Raw genomic sequence first — 16,396 nt, forward strand, 5'->3', positions numbered from 1 at the left:
GCCGACGGTAGCTGCATCCGAATGCGGCCGGAATATGCCAATCATGTCTGGAGCTGGGACTTCGTCATGGAGAGAACGCATGATGGACGTGTTCTGAAAATCCTGGTGCTCATCGATGAGTTCACCCGTCGCTGCCTCGCGCTGCACGTGGCCAGGCAAATTCGCAGTAATGACGTTATCGATATCCTGGCTGAGGCCATGGTGGCCTACGGTGTCCCAGCATATCTACGCTCTGACAATGGGCCGGAAATGGTCGCCAAGAACCTTCGGCGCTGGCTTGCTTCGGTCGGTTCAAAAACGCTGTACATTGAACCAGGAAGCCCCTGGGAGAACGGATACTGCGAATCCTTCAACGGCAAATTCCGGGATGAACTGCTCAATGGAGAAATCTTCTACACCCTCCGAGAAGCTCAGGTCATCATTGAGCGATGGCGTCATCAGTACAATACCGTTCGGCCGCACAGCTCACTGAAATACCGGCCGCCGGCACCGCAGGCTACACTGCCGGCAACAACCCCAGCACCAATGCGGCTTGCCGCTTAGACTAACTTTAAGTCTGGACCAGTTGTTTCAGGCCGGTCAATCAACCCTGTGGCAAGTAAAATCGGGAAGAACACAGTCCACATGTGTGAGCGGTGTAATTCCCTTCTCTCACGGTGTCGGGAAATATCGAGCCTACTTTCCAAAACCGAAAATCGACCGTAGGAACTTTTCTACCTCAGAAATGAAAAACGCCAACCCGAAGGTTGGCGTTTCTAATCTTGGTGGCCCGGGGCGGAATCGAACCACCGACACAAGGATTTTCAATCCTCTGCTCTACCAACTGAGCTACCAGGCCAAGACGGACAAGTATAGACACTTTAAAAAATTATGCAAGTCCTTTTTGAAAAATAGTTTTCGCCACCCCGTTTATAATCGCCAGCATGACTACCCAAGCACACACCCATACTTCTTCGCCGGCCGCGGCTGGCACTGACATCTGCATCGTCGGCGACGGCGCGGTCGGCAAGACGGCGGCGCTGGGGCTGGCCCAGGCGGGCTTCAAGGTGACCCTGCTGGCCCCTCCGCCTGCCTCCGCCACGCCCGATCCCGCCAGCTGGGACGTGCGCGTCTATGCCCTCAACCACACCGCGCATCGCCTGCTGTCGTCGGTGCGCGTCTGGGATGCCATGGATGCCGGCCGCATCGCGCCGGTGGACAACATGACCGTACAAGGCGATGGCCTGCCCGAGAAAGCCCGCCCCGGCCTGCTTTCCTTCGACGCCTACGCCGCCCGCACCGATGCCCTGGCCTGGATCGTCGAGGACCGCAACCTCGACCAGGCGCTCGACGCCGCCCTGCGCTTCGCCCCCAACGTGCGCGTGCTGCACGGCCGCGCCACCGCGCTGGCGGTGGCCGGTGAAACTGCCACCTTGACGCTGGAATCCGGCCAGTCGCTGTCGGCCGCGCTGGTGGTCGGTGCCGACGGGGCCAATTCCTGGGTGCGCGGCCAGTGCGATATCGGCCTCGATTACCGCGCCTACGGCCAGAACGCCATCGTCACCAATTTCTCCTGCGAGCTGCCCCATCGTGGGGTGGCCTACCAGTGGTTCAGCCCGACCGAAGGGGTGATCGCCCTGCTGCCGCTGCCGGCCAACCGCGTCTCGCTGGTCTGGTCCGCGCCCCAGGCGCTGGCCGATCAATTGCTGCAACTGCCGTTGTCGGCCCTGGCCGAGCGCCTGGCCCAGTGGGCCAAGCCCGTGCTGGGTACGCTCACGCCGCTGCAGCCCGAAGTGGCCAAGGTTTTCCCGCTGCGCCTGATCAAGCCGCACGCCATGATCGCCCCGCGCGTGGCCCTGATCGGCGACGCCGCCCACGTGGTGCACCCCATGGCCGGCCACGGCATGAACCTGGGCTTCGGCGATGTGGCCGCGTTGATCGACATCCTGGTCAAGCGTGAGCCGCAGTACGACTGCGGCGACGAGCGCGTGCTGCGCCGCTATGCCCGCGCCCGCAAGGAAGAAGTGCTGCTGATGCAGATCGCAACAGACGGCCTGCATCGCCTCTTCTCCACCGAGGCCGAGCCGGTGCGCCTGGTGCGCAACCTCGGCATGAGCCTGGTCAACCACCTGCCCATCCTGAAACGCCGCCTCATTGCCCATGCGCTGGGGCAGTAAGGGACGGTGATTTCAGGTAAGGTAGGGCCTCTGGCGAAGCGCGGCCGCTTTCAGGGGCGTCTTCGCCAGCACGACACCTTTCCCCGACATTGTTGAAAGACATGTGCGAACCCAGTCCCGGCGCGGCTTTGCGGCCGACGTTCCGAAGATTGGGCGCGCGTTTGATTTGAATCAGGACGAGTATGAAAAAATTTTTGACCGCAGGTGCGAGCTCCTTGCGCCATCTGAGCATGGCAGCCGTGCTGCTGGCTTCCACCGTCGTGGGCGTGAGCGCCCATGCGCAAGCCGAGGCCGCCGACAGCACCGAGGCCACCATCAAGAAGCTCATCGAGCCGCGCCTGGGCAAGGATGCCAAGGTCGATTCCGTCACCAAGACGCCGTATGCCGGCCTCTATGAAATCCAGATCGATGGCGACGTCATCTACACCGATGCCAAGGCCCAGTATCTCTTCATCGGCCGCGTGGTCGATTCGCAGACCTATCGCGACTACACCAAGGAAAAGATCGATTCGCTGAACCAGACGCCGTTCTCGGCCCTGCCGCTGGACAAGGCCATCAAGACCGTCAAGGGCAACGGCAAGCGCGTGATCGCCATCTTCGAGGATCCCAACTGCATCTACTGCAAGCGCCTGCACAAGTCCCTGCAGGACGTGGACAACATCACCTACTACACCTTCCAGTACAACATCCTCTCGCCGGATTCCATCGTGAAGTCGCGCAACATCTGGTGCGCGCCCAATCCGAGCAAGGCATGGAACGAGTGGATGGTGAGCGGCAAGGAAGCACCGGCTGCTGCCGCCTCCTGCAACGCCCCGCATGAAGAGGTGCTGGCACTGGGCAAGAAGCTCAAGGTCACCGGCACCCCGACCATCTTCTTTGCCGATGGCTCGCGCATTCCTGGCGCGGTCGACGCCAAGGGACTGGAACAGAAGCTGTCTTCGCTGAAGTAAGCGGATCAAGAAAAAGGGCGCTCGCATGTCGAGCGCCCTTCGTTCATCTGCCTCCGTTTTTCCCCTGCAGGGGATTACTTCCCGGTATGCAATTCCATCATGGCCTGTTCGAACTTGCCCTGCACCAGCAGGGGGATGACGTTCAGGCTCTTGTCCAGCGCCTCGTTGATCAGCGCCTGTTCTTCCTTGCGCGGCCGATGCAGCACGAAGTCGGCCACCGGCTGTTGCAGCCCCAGCGTGCGCGGATGGCCGATGCCCAGGCGCAGGCGCCAGTAATCCTGGGTGCCCAGGGCAGCGGTGATGTCCTTCAAGCCGTTGTGCCCGCCCGAGGAACCGCCTTTCTTGATCTTGGCTGCGCCCGGCGGCAGGTCCAGTTCGTCATGCACCACCAGCACTTCATCCGGATTGATCTTGTAGAAGCGCGCCAGTGCGCCGACCGACTGGCCGGAGCGGTTCATGTAGGTCTGCGGTTCCAGCAGCCAGACTTCGTTGCCGGTGATGCTGGTCTTGCCCGCCAGGGCGTTGAAACGCTGCTCGCGCGCCAGGCGCACCGGACCGGCGAGATTGTCGACCAGCCAGAAGCCGGCGTTGTGGCGGGTTTGTTCGTATTCCGGGCCGGGATTGCCGAGACCGACGATGAGACGGATGGACATGATGCTAAAGGACGAGAACGCGCTATGCGAAAGCGTCGATTATCCCGGCTTTGCGGCTGCGCGTCCAATCCGCGCGCAGCCATGCAGGGGCCGATGAGGCCCGTGCCAAGGCACTTTGGCCTGTCATCGCACAATGTCAAGATTGGCTTGGCTGCCTGAATTGCGTATCATCCAACGCTTGTTTTTCTTCACTGCATAAACGCTTAACCGCTTATTTGCTCAACTGTTGACTGGGTTTCACCATGCTGCCTTCTATCGAACAACGACTCGCCCTCGAACTCGCCGCCAAGCCGGTTCAGGTCGCTGCCGCCATCGCCTTGCTGGACGAAGGTGCCACCGTTCCCTTCATCGCCCGCTACCGCAAGGAAGTCACCGGCGGCCTGGACGATGTCCAACTGCGTCTGCTGGAAGAACGCCTGCGTTACCTGCGCGAGCTGGAAAGCCGCCGCGCCGCGATCATCGCCTCCATCGAAGAGCAGGGCAAGATGACGCCCGTGCTGCTGGACGCCATCACCCACGCGGAAGACAAGACCCGCCTGGAAGACCTCTACCTGCCCTACAAGCCCAAGCGCCGCACCAAGGCCCAGATCGCCGCCGAAGCCGGCCTGACCGAGCTGGCCGATGCGCTCCTGAATGACCCGACCCTGAACCCGGAAGAAGAAGCGGCCAAGTTCATCAAGCCCGCCTTCACCACCGACAATGGCGACAACCCCGGTGTGCCCGATACCAAGGCCGCCCTGGATGGCGCGCGCCAGATCCTCATGGAACGTTTCTCGGAAGATGCCGAGCTGCTGCAAAGCCTGCGCGAATACCTCACCGAGCACGGCGTGGTCGAATCCAAGGTGATCGAGGGCAAGCAGGATGCCGGTGAAAAATTCGCCGACTATTTCGATTACTCCGAGACCTATTCCACCATCCCCTCGCACCGCGCCCTGGCGCTGTTCCGTGGCCGCCGCGAAGAGATGCTGAACGTCATCCTGCGCCTGGATACCGAGGAAGAGAAGCCGAAGTGGGATGCCCCGCACAATCCCTGCGAAGGTCGCATTGCTTCACGTTTCGGTGTGTCCAACAAGGGCCGTCCGGCCGACAAGTGGCTCTCCGACACGGTGCGCTGGGCCTGGCGCGTAAAAGTCTTCATGCACCTCGAAACCGAGCTGATGACCAACCTGCGCGAGAAGGCCGAGGCCGAAGCCATCAACGTCTTCGCCCGCAACCTGAAGGACCTGCTGCTGGCCGCACCGGCCGGCCCGCGTGCCACCATGGGCCTGGACCCGGGCCTGCGTACCGGCGTGAAGGTCGCCATCGTCGACGCCACCGGCAAGGTCGTGGCCACCGACACCATCTATCCGCACCAGCCGCGCAACGACTGGAATGGTTCGCTGCATACCCTGTCGCAACTGGCCGAGAAGCACAATGTCTCGCTGATCTCGATCGGCAACGGTACCGCCTCGCGTGAAACCGACAAGCTGGCCCAGGACCTCATCAAACTGCGTCCGGAACTCAAGCTCACCAAGATCGTGGTGTCCGAAGCGGGCGCATCGGTGTATTCGGCCTCCGAATTCGCCTCCAAGGAATTGCCCGACCTGGACGTGTCGCTGCGTGGCGCGGTCTCGATTGCGCGCCGCTTGCAGGATCCGCTGGCCGAGCTGGTCAAGATCGATCCCAAGTCCATCGGCGTGGGCCAGTACCAGCACGACGTGAGCCAGTCGCAACTGGCGCGCTCGCTGGATGCCGTGGTTGAGGACTGCGTCAACGCGGTGGGCGTCGATGTGAACACCGCTTCCGCACCGCTGCTGGCGCGCGTCTCCGGGCTCAACGCCAGCGTGGCGCAGAGCATCGTGTCCTATCGGGATATGAAGGGTATGTTCAATTCCCGCGCCGCGCTGCGCGAGGTGCCGCGCCTGGGTGACAAGACCTTCGAACAGGCGGCGGGTTTCCTGCGCGTGATGAATGGCGAGAACCCGCTGGATGCCTCGGCAGTGCACCCGGAATCCTATCCGCTGGTGGAAAAGATCCTGGCCGACATCAAGAAGGATGTGAAGAGCGTATTGGGCCAGACCTCGCTGCTGAAGGGCCTGTCGCCGGCCAAGTATGCCGATGAGAAGTTCGGTGTGCCCACCGTCACCGACATCCTGAAGGAACTCGACAAGCCGGGCCGCGACCCGCGTCCGGAATTCACCACGGCGACCTTCAAGGAAGGCGTGGAAGAGATCAAGGACCTGCGCGTGGACATGATCCTGGAAGGCGTGGTCACCAACGTGGCGGCCTTCGGTGCCTTCGTCGACATCGGCGTACACCAGGATGGCCTGGTCCACATCTCGGCGCTGTCCAACAGCTACGTGAAGGATCCGCACACCGTGGTCAAGGCGGGCCAGGTGGTCAAGGTCAAGGTGCTGGAAGTGGACGAGAAGCGCAAGCGCATCGCCCTGACCATGCGCCTGAACGACACCGCGCCAGCCCCCGGTGCGCGCAACGAACAGCGTGGTGACCGCACCGATTCGCGCCGCCTGTCGCAACACCAGAACCAGCGCGGCCGTGAGCAGGCACCGGCCAACAATGCGATGGCGGCGGCGTTTGCGAAGTTGCGTGGGTGATGTGATCGATTGATGAGCATGTGATCGGCACCCGCATTGAGGATGCCCATACCCATACCCCAGTACGTACTGATAGTTGCGGAAGATGGCTGCTCCTGACGGGAGCAGCCATTTTTTTTGCGGCTGTTCACCCTGTGCACTTCAGCGTGATCATCTTCTCCAATTATTTTTAGTTTTAGAAGGTAAAGCGTCGCGTTTGCAAGGGCTCATTCCCTCTCTCATTACTATGGCTGCCCGCCTGTGCGCAGTCTGTCGATGAGATGACACAGCATTGCATCCTCTCATCCAGACCCTGCTTTTCAATATTTCAAGGAGCGTGATTTGGAATCAAGGTTTGTATATCAACTCGATCATCCCCGTCTGCTGAAGGCCTTGCTTGCCTTCACCGCCTTCGGTAGTTTCAATACCATCTTGCGACTGATCATGAGGCCGTTCGGTCCGCCGATCGGTTTCGATGTTCTGGTGCTCCTTGTGATCGCCGCCATACCGTGGATTCATTACCTCAATCCCAGTCGCATCGGCGCCATGGTGATGAAGATACTGTGCGTGATCCAAGCCGTGGCTAGCGCGATCCAGCTCTTCCTCATCTTCGAGTCGGAATTCCAATTTTCCAGTGGCCCTGGAAAATGGCTGTTCTTTTTCGGGGCCCAGATTTTTTCCCTGGTCTTTCACTGTCTGTTGTTCAGGGCCGTCAACGTCCACGCGGAGAACAGCGACTTTGACGAAACTGCTGAAAGGCTCGACAGCCTCTCCAAAGACAGATGAAAAAACGGCCGCCCGTTGGCGGCCGTCAGCAGTGATGAGATCCAGCTTGGTGCCGGATCTCATCACGCGCTGGTACTGATCCGCGTCTGGCTCACCGACACTGAAATGCTGACAGTCGTCTCGCTGGCCACCAGCGTACCGCCCTGGCCATCCGCATTGCCTTCGCTGCCCGCTCCATCCTCGCCTTCCTGCTTGCCACCCTTGACCTTGTTGATGAAGTCACCCAGCGCCTTCTGTACCAGGTCATAGGTCTTGTCGATGTTGCTGGCAATATCGCCCTGCAGCACGTTGAGACTTTCCAGGATGCCGCGTGCTTCCTTGAAGCCCTGGTCGACGCCCTTGAAGATGAGGTTCATGTAATCGTCGATGTTGCCGGCGTCGTCCTTGTCCGGATTGTTCTTCTTGTAGAGATCGAACATGTTGGTGATGAAGGAGACAATGCGGCCGGCCGTCGCTTCGGGCGAATTGTCCTGGGTCGATGCGGTCTGGATGGCGTTGTCGCCGAGCTGCGGACGCAGGATGTCATTGATGTTCTCGATGGCGGTCTTGTAGACCAGCGACAGCGGATCATTCTGCGTCTGCAGCGACACTTCCAGCGAGGACTGCACGATGGACAGGTTGAACTGGGCCTTGGCACCGCTCACGGTGAGCAGGTTGGCTTGTTTGGCCTGGGCGATCTTGTCGCCGCTGCTCTCGCCAGTGGTGGCGGGCAGCTTGTCATTGTCTGACGCTGCTGCAGAGGTCGACGAAGTGGAAGAAGGGGTGACAGGCAGCAAGGAATTGTTGTCCACGCCGGTGGTATTGCCGATAGCCATGACGGTCTCCTGAAAAAGAAAGGGGATCCGGGCATCAAGGGGAGACGGATCCAGGGAAGCGGAACTGCGCACCATGCGCACTCACTCCATTGCTGCATAACGGCCCGTTCGACGCGGACTTGATATTGACAGGAATTTACACCTGTCAGTTTCTGGGATGCTTCGTTGACAGGCCTGCATTGCACCCGCGCAATCTTTCGGAAATCCTTGCTGGAAGCGGGTTTGCGGCGATACCGTGCGTACCGCCGAAGGGCCTGCCAGAGGGGCAGGCGATGAAGAAAAAATGTAACGAAATGTGCGCAAGGCGCTGGCAGCTGGATTTCAATTGCAGCGGGGTAATGAAATCGCACTGGCAGCGCGACAATGAGCGTGCAAGGATGAGCTCCTTGAAAACGCAGCGTCTCGACACGCCGCGTTCAGTGCGGGTCTTGCACCCGCACGACCTGCCTCATTACTCCATCACTCCATCACTCCATCACTCCATCACTCCATCACGAACAATCGCCGATGCTCGCGAATGGCATAGCGATCCGTCATGCCGGCGATGTAATCAGCAACCTTGCGCGCCTGCTTGTCGAGGCGCTGTGTTTCGTCGGTGATGCCCTTGACCTGATAGTCCGGCGGCAGCAGGCTGGGTTGGCCGATGAAAGCCTGGAACATCTCGGCGATGATGCGTCGCGCCTTGGCCGTCATGCGGTTGACCTGGTAATGGCGGTAGAGCTTCTCGCGCAGGAATTTCTTCAGCTCGGCCGCTTCGGCCGCCATGGCGTCGGAGAAGGCGATGAGCTGCGGTGCATTGCGCACATCCTCGATGTCGCGAGGGGCGATCTCGGCGATGCGGCTGCGCGAGGTCTGGTTCAGGTCGACGATGAGCGCATTGATCATCCGGCGCACGGTCTCATGGATGACGCGGCGGCCAGTGATGCCGGGATAGGCCTGTTCGACTTCGCGCAGGTGGCGTGCGAAGAAATCGACTTCGCTCATCAGCTCCATGGTCAGTAGTCCGGAGCGCAGGCCATCGTCGATGTCGTGGTTGTTGTAGGCGATCTCATCGGCCAGGTTGGCCAGTTGCGCTTCCAGCGAAGGCTGCTTCTTTTCCAGGAAGCGCACGCCGATCTCGCCCAGCTGGCGGGCATTGTGCAGGGAGCAGTGCTTGAGGATGCCTTCGCGTGTCTCGAAGGTGAGGTTCAGGCCGTCGAAGGCAGCGTAGTGCTGCTCCAGCTCGTCGACCACGCGCAGGCTCTGCAGGTTGTGCTCGAAGCCGCCGTGATGCTTCATGCAGTGGTTCAGCTCATCCTGTCCGGCATGGCCGAAGGGCGTGTGGCCGAGGTCGTGGGCCAGCGAGATGGCTTCCACCAGGTCTTCGTTCAGTTGCAGGTTGCGCGCGCACGAGCGGGCGATCTGTGCGACTTCGATGCTGTGGGTCAGGCGGGTGCGGAACAGGTCGCCTTCATGATTGACGAAAACCTGCGTCTTGTATTCGAGCCGGCGAAAGGCGGTGGAGTGGACGATGCGGTCACGGTCGCGCTGGAATTGGCTGCGCGAGCCGGGTGGCGTTTCACTGAAGCGCCGGCCTCGCGAACTTGCCGAGTGGGCGGCATAGGGGGCGAGATGGTCGGGCGCTTCAGTGTGCATGTCATTCTCCGGTGCAGGCCGCCAGGGTTTGCAAGAGCAGCTCCTGCGGCGCGTTGGTAATCAGGGGGCTGCCCAGCGGCTTGATCAGGATGAACTTGATCGCACCGCCTTCGTTCTTCTTGTCCACTTCCATCAGGTCCAGCCAGCGTTCGGTGCCCAGGTTCGGGGCCACCGTCGGCAGGCCGGCAGCGGCGGTCACGGCGCGGATGCGGTCGCGCGTGGCGGCATCGATGTAGCCCAGGCGCTGCGACAGGTCGGCCGCCATCACCATGCCGCAACCGACCGCCTCGCCATGCAGCCATTGGCCGTAGCCCAGGCCGTTCTCGATGGCATGGCCGAAGGTATGGCCGAAGTTGAGGATGGCGCGCAGGCCGCCTTCGCGTTCGTCCTGGCGCACCACCTCGGCCTTGATCTCGCAGGAGCGCTGGATCGCATAGGCCAGGGCGGCGTCATCCTTGGAGACCAGGCGCGCCATATTGGTTTCGATCCAGTCGAAGAAGGGCGCATCGATGATGGCGCCATGCTTGATGACTTCGGCAATGCCGGCTGCCAGTTCGCGCGGGGGCAGGGTGTGCAGGGTGGCGGTATCGGCGATGACGGCCTGCGGCTGGTAGAAGGCGCCGATCATGTTCTTGCCCAGCGGATGGTTGATGCCGGTCTTGCCGCCGACCGAGGAATCCACCTGCGACAACAAGGTCGTGGGCACTTGCACAAAGGGTACGCCGCGCATGTAGGAGGCCGCCGCGAAGCCGGTCAGGTCGCCGATCACGCCGCCACCCAGGGCGATGAGGGTGGTCTTGCGGTCGCACTTGTCGGCCAGCAGGCGATCGAAGATCTTCATCAGGCTGGCCCAGTTCTTCTCTTCCTCGCCATCGGGCAGCACGATCTCGGTGACCTGCTTGCCGGCCGCGCGCAGCGCTTGGGCCACCTTGTCCAGGTAGAGCGGACCGACCTTGTCGTTGGTGACGATGGCCACCCGCTTGCCCTTGACGTATTGCGGCAGCAGGGTGGCGTCATCCAGCAGGCCGCGGCCGATGTGGATGGGATAGCTGCGTTCGCCCAGGTCGACGTTGAGGGTGAGGGAGGCGATCGTGGTAGCGGCGGGAGCGGTGTTCGGGTTCATGCTGCGAAGTGTCGGTTCGGCGCTGGCGGCGCCATGGAAGATCTGGGTGGAATGACTGCGGGAAAGCGTGGTGCTGCCATCGGCGCCCTGGGTCAGGACGGCGCTGCTGGTCTCGAATACGACGGTTTCGTCAGCTTCCGGCTCGGGCCGCCAGGCCCCTTCCTTGGGTGAGAGTTCCAGGTGGCTGATGATGGTCTGCACCAGGAATTGCACATTGGGCCGGTTGGTCTCGACCACGAAATCGGCGACTTCGCGATACAGCGGATCACGCTGGCGCGAAAGCTCTTCGAGCTTGCGGCGCGGGTCGGCGGTCTGCAGCAGCGGGCGGTTCTTGTCGCGCCCGGTGCGCTGCAGGATCTGGTTGATGCTGGCGCGCAGGTAGACGACAGTGCCGCCCTTTTTGAGATTCTCGCGATTCTCGGCACGCAGGACGGCGCCGCCGCCGGTGGCCAGCACGATGTCGGGCTGGGCCGCCAGCTCGCGGATGACTTCGGCTTCGCGGCGACGGAAGTTCTCCTCGCCCTCGATCTCGAAGATGACCGGGATGGTGGCGCCGGTCCGCGCTTCGATCTCGTGGTCCGAATCGACGAAACGCTTGTTCAGCTTTTTGGCCAGGGCCCGGCCTATGGTGGTCTTGCCGGCTCCCATCAGGCCGACAAGGAAGATGCTTCCCGTCATATCTAAGAATTCTGCGCTTTGCGCTACTGGCCAATGTCATGGCGCCGCACGTCTGCCGGCACGGTCGCCTGCCGCCCGGTGGACGGCTGTGTTGCCCGCTGCTGGCGGGCTTGCGCCCGGCGCCACGGGCCTGGAACAGCGATTTTACCGTTCTTTGCCCCGCCACCGGGGAAAATTCCCGTAGCCAGGGCCCCGCGGCTCAATACGGGCGCGGCGCGGCGGCGATGCGCGGGGTCAGGAAGATCAGCAGTTCGGTCTTGTCCCGCACCTTGCTCTGGCTGCGAAACAGCGCCCCCAGCACCGGGATGTCGCCCAGCAGCGGCACCCGCGTCTCATGGTCATTGTCGGTCTGGGTGTAGATGCCGCCGATGACCACCGTGCCGCCATCCTCGACCTGGACCTTGGTCTTGATGTGCTTGGTATTGATGGCCAGTCCGCCCGGCGTGACGCTGCCCCGGCTGTCCTTGTTGACGTCCACCTCCAGGATCACGTTGCCGTCGGGGGTGATCTGGGGCGTGACTTCCAGCTTCAGGTTGGCTTTCTTGAAGGCGGTGGCGGTGCTGCCGTTGCCGGCGGCTTGCTGGTAGGGAATTTTTTCCCCCTGCTCGATCAGCGCGACCTGCTGGTCGGCCGTGATCAGGCGCGGGCTGGAGACGATTTTGCCGCGCCCGTCGGCTTCCAGTGCCGACAATTCGATGTTGAGGAAGCGCTGGGCCGCCGCGTTGAAGAGGGTGAAGGCGAAGCTGCCGGGCGCGGCGCCGCCGAGGCTCTCGCTACGCAGGTTGAGGGCCGGTTCGCGCAAATAGAGGTCGGGCGTGGCCGGCGTCTGGCCGCTTTGCTCGCCGATGGCGGCATAGCCGTTGCCGATGGCCGCGCCGCGCTTGGTGGCGGCCAGGCCGAGCTTGACGCCGAGATTGCGCGAAAAGCTGTCATCGGCCTCGACGATGCGGGCTTCGATCAAGACCTGGCGCGAGGCCACATCGATGCGTTCGATCAGCTTGCGCACATTGGCCAGCACGGCCAGCGTGTCGGTGACCAGCAACTGGTTGGTGTGGCTGTCGATCATGGCGCTGCCCCGGCGCGAGAGCAGGGCATTGCGGCGGTTGGCCTGGGTGCTGCCGTCCTCGCCGATGCCCAGCGCCTTGCGCAGGGTGTCGGCGCGCTGGTAATTGAGCTGGAAACTCTCGGCATGCAAGGGTTCGAGGTCGGCGATCATGGCCTTCTGCTCCAGTTCCAGGCGCTCGCGCGCCAGCATCTCGTCGCGCGGCGCGATCCACAGGACCTCGCCATGGCGGCGCATTTCCAGGCCCCTGGCTTGCAGGATCAGGTCCAGCACCTGGTCCCAGGGCAGGTCCTTCAGGCGCAGGCTCAACTGGCCGGTGACCGTATCGCTGGCCACGATGTTGACGCCGCTGTGTTCGGCCAGCACTTGCAGGGCGGTGCGCACCTCGATGTTCTGGAAGTTCAGGGAAAGCCGATGGCCTCCGTAAGTCTTGCCCTCCTGCAAGCCCGCCCCGGCGCCGCCGCCGGAGCTGACCGGCAGCACATCGATCACCAGTCGGCGCCGGCTCTGGTAGGCGTGGTAGCGCCACTGGCCCTGCATTTCCAGCACCAGGCGTGCGCCCTCCTGGTGGGGAAGTGCACTGTACTGCGTGACCGGCGTGCCCAGCTGGCCGGTCTGCACCTGCCGCCGCAGGGGCAGCGGTACGGTGGCGCCGGAGATGTCAGCGATAAGGCGGCCGCCCAGCTGGCGTACCTGCACGGTCTGTTCGCTGCTGCCCAGTTCCACGGACAGGCGCGCCTCGCCCAGTGCCCCTCGTTGCAGGCTGATGCCTTGCAAGGCCGCCGGGTCGGGCGCCGGTTGCAGGACCAGTTCCACCAGTAGGCGGTCTTCCTCGGCGCGCAGCGCATGGATGGCGGCCTGCTTGAGTGCCACCTGCAGCCGCAGCCGCTCGTCATCGGACGCAAGCTGGATGCGCTTGACCAGCCCGCTGCCGGCCAGGCTGCGCGAGACCGCCTCCGATGCCGCAGTCATGGGCAGGTCCAGGATCAGCTGGGGGGGATCCACCAGCTGGAAGGTTTGCACCTGGGCCGCATCCATTGGTGCTTCCAGCCGCAGTTCCAGCGTGGCACCGTCGGTGCGGGGATGCAGGTGGATAGCCAACAGGCGGTTTTCGGCCAACGCAGGGTGGCTCACCAGCAGCGTGAGCAGGAGCAGGATCATCTTCATGGCGTTACTCCGGGGCGGATCAGGCGGCGACGGGCGGTCCTGGCGTTCCTGGCGGTCGAGCGCGCCGAGGGCAGGGGCGGGGCAGTGACGGCCAAGGCGCTGGACGCCGGCAGGCTGGCCAGGGAAATGGTCTGGCGCTGCCCGTCTTCCCGGCCGATGTCGATGGCCTCCTCGCGCACCGCCAGAACGCGTCCCAGGCTGCCGGGCAGCGCATCCCCGCTCTGCAGCTGCCGGATGCTGCCCTCCACGTCGATGATGGCGATCCAGTGCTCGTCGCGGCGCAGGGTGCCCAGCAAGCGCAGGCCGGGCGCGGGCGACAAGACTGCCACGGCGGGGGTGGCAGCCTGCGCAGGAGGGCCTTCGTCCTCATCGCCCTCGCGCTCGTGCTCACGTTCACGTTCACGAGCGCGGGAGCCTGCCTGTCGTGAAGGCTCTGCCGTGGCGGCCTCCCTGAGCTGGAAGGGATCGGGCAAGTCGGCGTTGTCGCCGTCTGGCGTTTCATCGGCGGCGGCATCGGCAGGGCCGGGCGCTGCACCCGTTCGAGCGGCTGCCGAGGATCGCCCCGCCTGCTCCATCCAGGCGCGGGTGGCCGTCACTTCATCGGGATGGTCGACGGCGCGCAGGGTGCCGTAGCCCGCGAGCGCCAGCAGCAGCGGCAGCAAGGCCAGCCAGGACAGATTCATGGGACGAACTCCTTTTTCTCCCCTGCAGCGAGGGAGGCGGCCACTGGAGCGCTCACGGTGGCATTCATCTGCAGCACGGCCTGTCCTCCTGCTTCGGCCACGCTGATATCGAGCCGCTCGAAGAGCACCGGCAGCGGCAGGCTGCTGACCAGTTCCACGAAACGCATCAGGCCGGCATGGCTGCCACGCAGCACGATGGCCGCAGTCAGCTTGCCGCTGCCGGGCTTGAAGGATTCCAATGTCAATCCACACTCGCTGGCGCGCCGGGCCAGCTTGGCTTGCAGCAGATCAGGCTGCGACTGCTCGGCCGGCCACAGTTGCGCCTGCTGGGCCGCCAGTTGCATCGCCAGCGCTGTTTCACGGGATTGCAGGGCGGGCTGTTGCGAGCGTTGCGTCAATGCCGCCTGGTATTGCACACGCAGGTCCTGCTGGCGCTGGCGTGCGGCCTGCCGTTGATCCTCCAGTTCGCTCACGGCCAGCAGCAGGCCGCTGCCGGCGCACAGGAGCGTGACCAGCAGCGCCAGTGACAGGCGCGCCAACAGGGGCCAGTGGGCAGGATGCGTGCGCCATTGGCGGGCCGGGCTCACGGTGCAGCTTCCTGCGAGGCGGGCAGGGGGGCGGCCAAGGGAATCGCGAGGATGAAGGCATAGCCTCCCTCTTCGGCGTGCAGGTCATGCAGGGCTGTGCCTTCCAGGCCGCTCGCGACGAGGGCGGCGGCGAAGTCGCGGACCTCCTGTGCGCTGGGTGCTTGTCCCCGCAATTCGCCGCGATCGCCTTGCAGCAGGATGCGTTGCAAGCGGACCTGGCTGCGGCTGGCCTGCGCCGCCTGGGCTGCGGCCCGCAGCAACCGCGCCGCCTGCTGGCGTCGCAGGCCCAGTTGCCGGTGGTCCTTGAGCTGCTTTTCCAGTGCGGTGATCCGGGTGCGCAGGGTGGCAGTTTGTTTGGCCTGGGGTGACAGCGTCTGCAGTTCTGCCGTCAGCAGCGCATTGGCCTGCTGCAAGGACGCCGTGTGCAAGGAAATGCGCAAGCCGGGCAGGGCTGCCAGCGTGCCGCCCAATAGCAGGGCCGCTGCGAGCATGCGATAGAAGTTTTGTTCATGTGCACGCCGCCGCTGGGCTGGCGAGCGCGAGAAGTCGATGCCGCATCTCATGCCAGTCCCTCCCAGGCCAGCGCCAGCGCGAGATGGTAGTCCGGCGGCATCTGCGCCGCGAAATGCGGCGAGAGCATCAAGGAAGCCGGCGGCATGGCCACGCGGGCCTCCAGTGCGGCGTATTTGGTAAAGGCGCGTGCAATGGCCAACAGCGCAGGATGGTCGCCGCTCAGCAGCAGCCTGCGCGGTAGCGGCTTGAGGACCGGCGCGGCCTGGGAGAGCAAGGCCAGGTGCGCACTGCGCAGGGCGACCGGCGGCATGGCATGGCTGGGACCGTCGCCATGCAGCAGCCACTGGCCACTGCGGTCCAGCCGCAGCACGGCGCTCTGGTCGCTGCGCTGGCCGTCGCGCAGCCAGGCCGCGAGGCACAAGTCTTCCGGCGCCAGCGTGGCCAGCGGGCGGCCCAGTGCTGCCGCCAGCGACAGGCGGTCCTCAATGGCCAGCCGCGAGGCCGCCACGGCCAGCACTTGCCGGTCCGGCGGCGAGCCCGGCTGCGGGCCCAGTTCAAGGTAGTCCAGCGCATGGTCGTCGGTGCTGATGCCATGCGCAGCCATTTCGGCGTGCACCTGGCGCTGCCGCTGCACCGGATGGGCTGCGGCCGGCAGCACCAGGCGCCGGCCGGTCAGGCAAGGGACCGGCACGGCCAGTGCCAGCGCTGCCCCCTGGCAGCCGGGCTCGTCCAGCAGCGAGCGGCAGATCAGCGTGAGCGCATCGATATCGGTGATCTGACCGTCCTGGCAGATGATCCCGCCCGTGAGACGCTGGGTCAGCCGCAGCAGCTGGGTGCGCCGGCCGATACGGCGCAACAGCGCCAGGCGCACGCGGTCGGGCGCGATGTCGAGGCCGGCGCACAGGTGCGGGTTCGTGCGGCCAAAAAAAGGGAGGAAGCCTGCCATATGCCGTTCTCATGCAAAGGGAAGCTTCGGATTCTCCAGTGGGCGTGGCGGGGCGGGAATAGCGGAAA

Annotated in this window: 14 protein-coding genes and 1 tRNA gene; 4 read left to right on the plus strand and 11 right to left on the minus strand. The window is 63.8% G+C overall.

Annotation, left to right across the window (positions count from 1 at the left end; translation table 11 throughout):
* On the plus strand, window positions 1-543 hold a 543-nt coding region (locus tag CEJ45_RS19735), incomplete at its 5' end, for an IS3 family transposase (RefSeq protein ID WP_141107030.1).
* Window positions 544-762: 219 nt separating this feature from the next.
* Here CEJ45_RS19735 and CEJ45_RS19740 read toward each other — a convergent pair.
* Window positions 763-838, minus strand: a tRNA-Phe gene (locus CEJ45_RS19740).
* Between the two features lie 85 nt (window positions 839-923).
* Between CEJ45_RS19740 and CEJ45_RS19745 the strand changes: the two genes are divergently transcribed.
* The gene (locus CEJ45_RS19745) at window positions 924-2,156 is read left to right on the plus strand and encodes a UbiH/UbiF family hydroxylase (RefSeq protein WP_088756782.1); all 1,233 of its coding nucleotides are present in this window, start codon (window positions 924-926) and stop codon (window positions 2,154-2,156) included.
* A 182-nt stretch (window positions 2,157-2,338) separates the two neighbouring features.
* Window positions 2,339-3,106, plus strand: coding sequence for a DsbC family protein (locus CEJ45_RS19750; protein ID WP_088756783.1), 768 nt, complete (start codon window positions 2,339-2,341; stop codon window positions 3,104-3,106).
* Window positions 3,107-3,180: 74 nt separating this feature from the next.
* On the opposite strand, the gene pth is transcribed toward CEJ45_RS19750, so the two are convergent.
* Entirely contained in the window at window positions 3,181-3,759 is a 579-nt protein-coding gene (pth, locus tag CEJ45_RS19755) for an aminoacyl-tRNA hydrolase (RefSeq protein ID WP_088756784.1), read from the minus strand.
* 242 nt (window positions 3,760-4,001) lie between these two features.
* Here pth and CEJ45_RS19760 point away from each other — a divergent pair, with 242 nt between their 5' ends.
* Complete coding sequence (locus CEJ45_RS19760; RefSeq protein WP_088756786.1) at window positions 4,002-6,353, plus strand: Tex family protein; 2,352 nt, start codon at window positions 4,002-4,004, stop codon at window positions 6,351-6,353.
* Window positions 6,354-6,680: 327 nt separating this feature from the next.
* Here the strand turns inward: CEJ45_RS19760 and CEJ45_RS24640 are convergent, their stop codons facing one another.
* From CEJ45_RS24640 to pilM, 9 genes are all read right to left on the minus strand, one after another.
* Window positions 6,681-7,181 carry a hypothetical protein gene (locus CEJ45_RS24640; protein ID WP_141107031.1) on the minus strand — a complete coding sequence of 167 codons (501 nt, stop codon included), beginning with the start codon at window positions 7,179-7,181 and terminating at the stop codon, window positions 6,681-6,683.
* On the minus strand, window positions 7,181-7,933 hold the full coding sequence (locus CEJ45_RS19770) for a DUF5610 domain-containing protein (RefSeq protein WP_088756790.1): 753 nt from the start codon (window positions 7,931-7,933) through the stop codon (window positions 7,181-7,183). Before CEJ45_RS19770 ends, CEJ45_RS24640 begins: the two co-directional genes overlap by 1 nt.
* A gap of 483 nt (window positions 7,934-8,416) precedes the next feature.
* The gene (locus tag CEJ45_RS19775; RefSeq protein ID WP_088756792.1) at window positions 8,417-9,568 is read right to left on the minus strand and encodes a deoxyguanosinetriphosphate triphosphohydrolase; all 1,152 of its coding nucleotides are present in this window, start codon (window positions 9,566-9,568) and stop codon (window positions 8,417-8,419) included.
* Window position 9,569: 1 nt separating this feature from the next.
* On the minus strand, window positions 9,570-11,369 hold the full coding sequence (gene aroKB / locus CEJ45_RS19780; protein ID WP_088756793.1) for a bifunctional shikimate kinase/3-dehydroquinate synthase AroKB: 1,800 nt from the start codon (window positions 11,367-11,369) through the stop codon (window positions 9,570-9,572).
* Window positions 11,370-11,568: 199 nt separating this feature from the next.
* Window positions 11,569-13,599, minus strand: coding sequence for a type IV pilus secretin PilQ (locus tag CEJ45_RS19785; RefSeq protein ID WP_088756795.1), 2,031 nt, complete (start codon window positions 13,597-13,599; stop codon window positions 11,569-11,571).
* Window positions 13,596-14,282: a hypothetical protein gene (locus CEJ45_RS19790; protein ID WP_088756796.1), complete on the minus strand. Its 687-nt coding sequence runs from the start codon at window positions 14,280-14,282 to the stop codon at window positions 13,596-13,598. Before CEJ45_RS19790 ends, CEJ45_RS19785 begins: the two co-directional genes overlap by 4 nt.
* The gene (gene pilO / locus CEJ45_RS19795; protein ID WP_088756798.1) at window positions 14,279-14,869 is read right to left on the minus strand and encodes a type 4a pilus biogenesis protein PilO; all 591 of its coding nucleotides are present in this window, start codon (window positions 14,867-14,869) and stop codon (window positions 14,279-14,281) included. The genes CEJ45_RS19790 and pilO overlap by 4 nt, the downstream gene beginning before the upstream one ends.
* Window positions 14,866-15,432, minus strand: a complete 567-nt coding sequence (locus tag CEJ45_RS19800; RefSeq protein WP_088756800.1) for a pilus assembly protein — start codon at window positions 15,430-15,432, stop codon at window positions 14,866-14,868. Before CEJ45_RS19800 ends, pilO begins: the two co-directional genes overlap by 4 nt.
* Entirely contained in the window at window positions 15,429-16,328 is a 900-nt protein-coding gene (gene pilM / locus CEJ45_RS19805; protein WP_088756802.1) for a pilus assembly protein PilM, read from the minus strand. Before pilM ends, CEJ45_RS19800 begins: the two co-directional genes overlap by 4 nt.
* Between the last annotated feature and the right edge of the window lie 68 nt (window positions 16,329-16,396).

The organism is Herbaspirillum aquaticum (assembly GCF_002213425.1).
In the GTDB taxonomy this organism is placed as follows: Bacteria; Pseudomonadota; Gammaproteobacteria; order Burkholderiales; family Burkholderiaceae_D; genus Herbaspirillum; species Herbaspirillum aquaticum.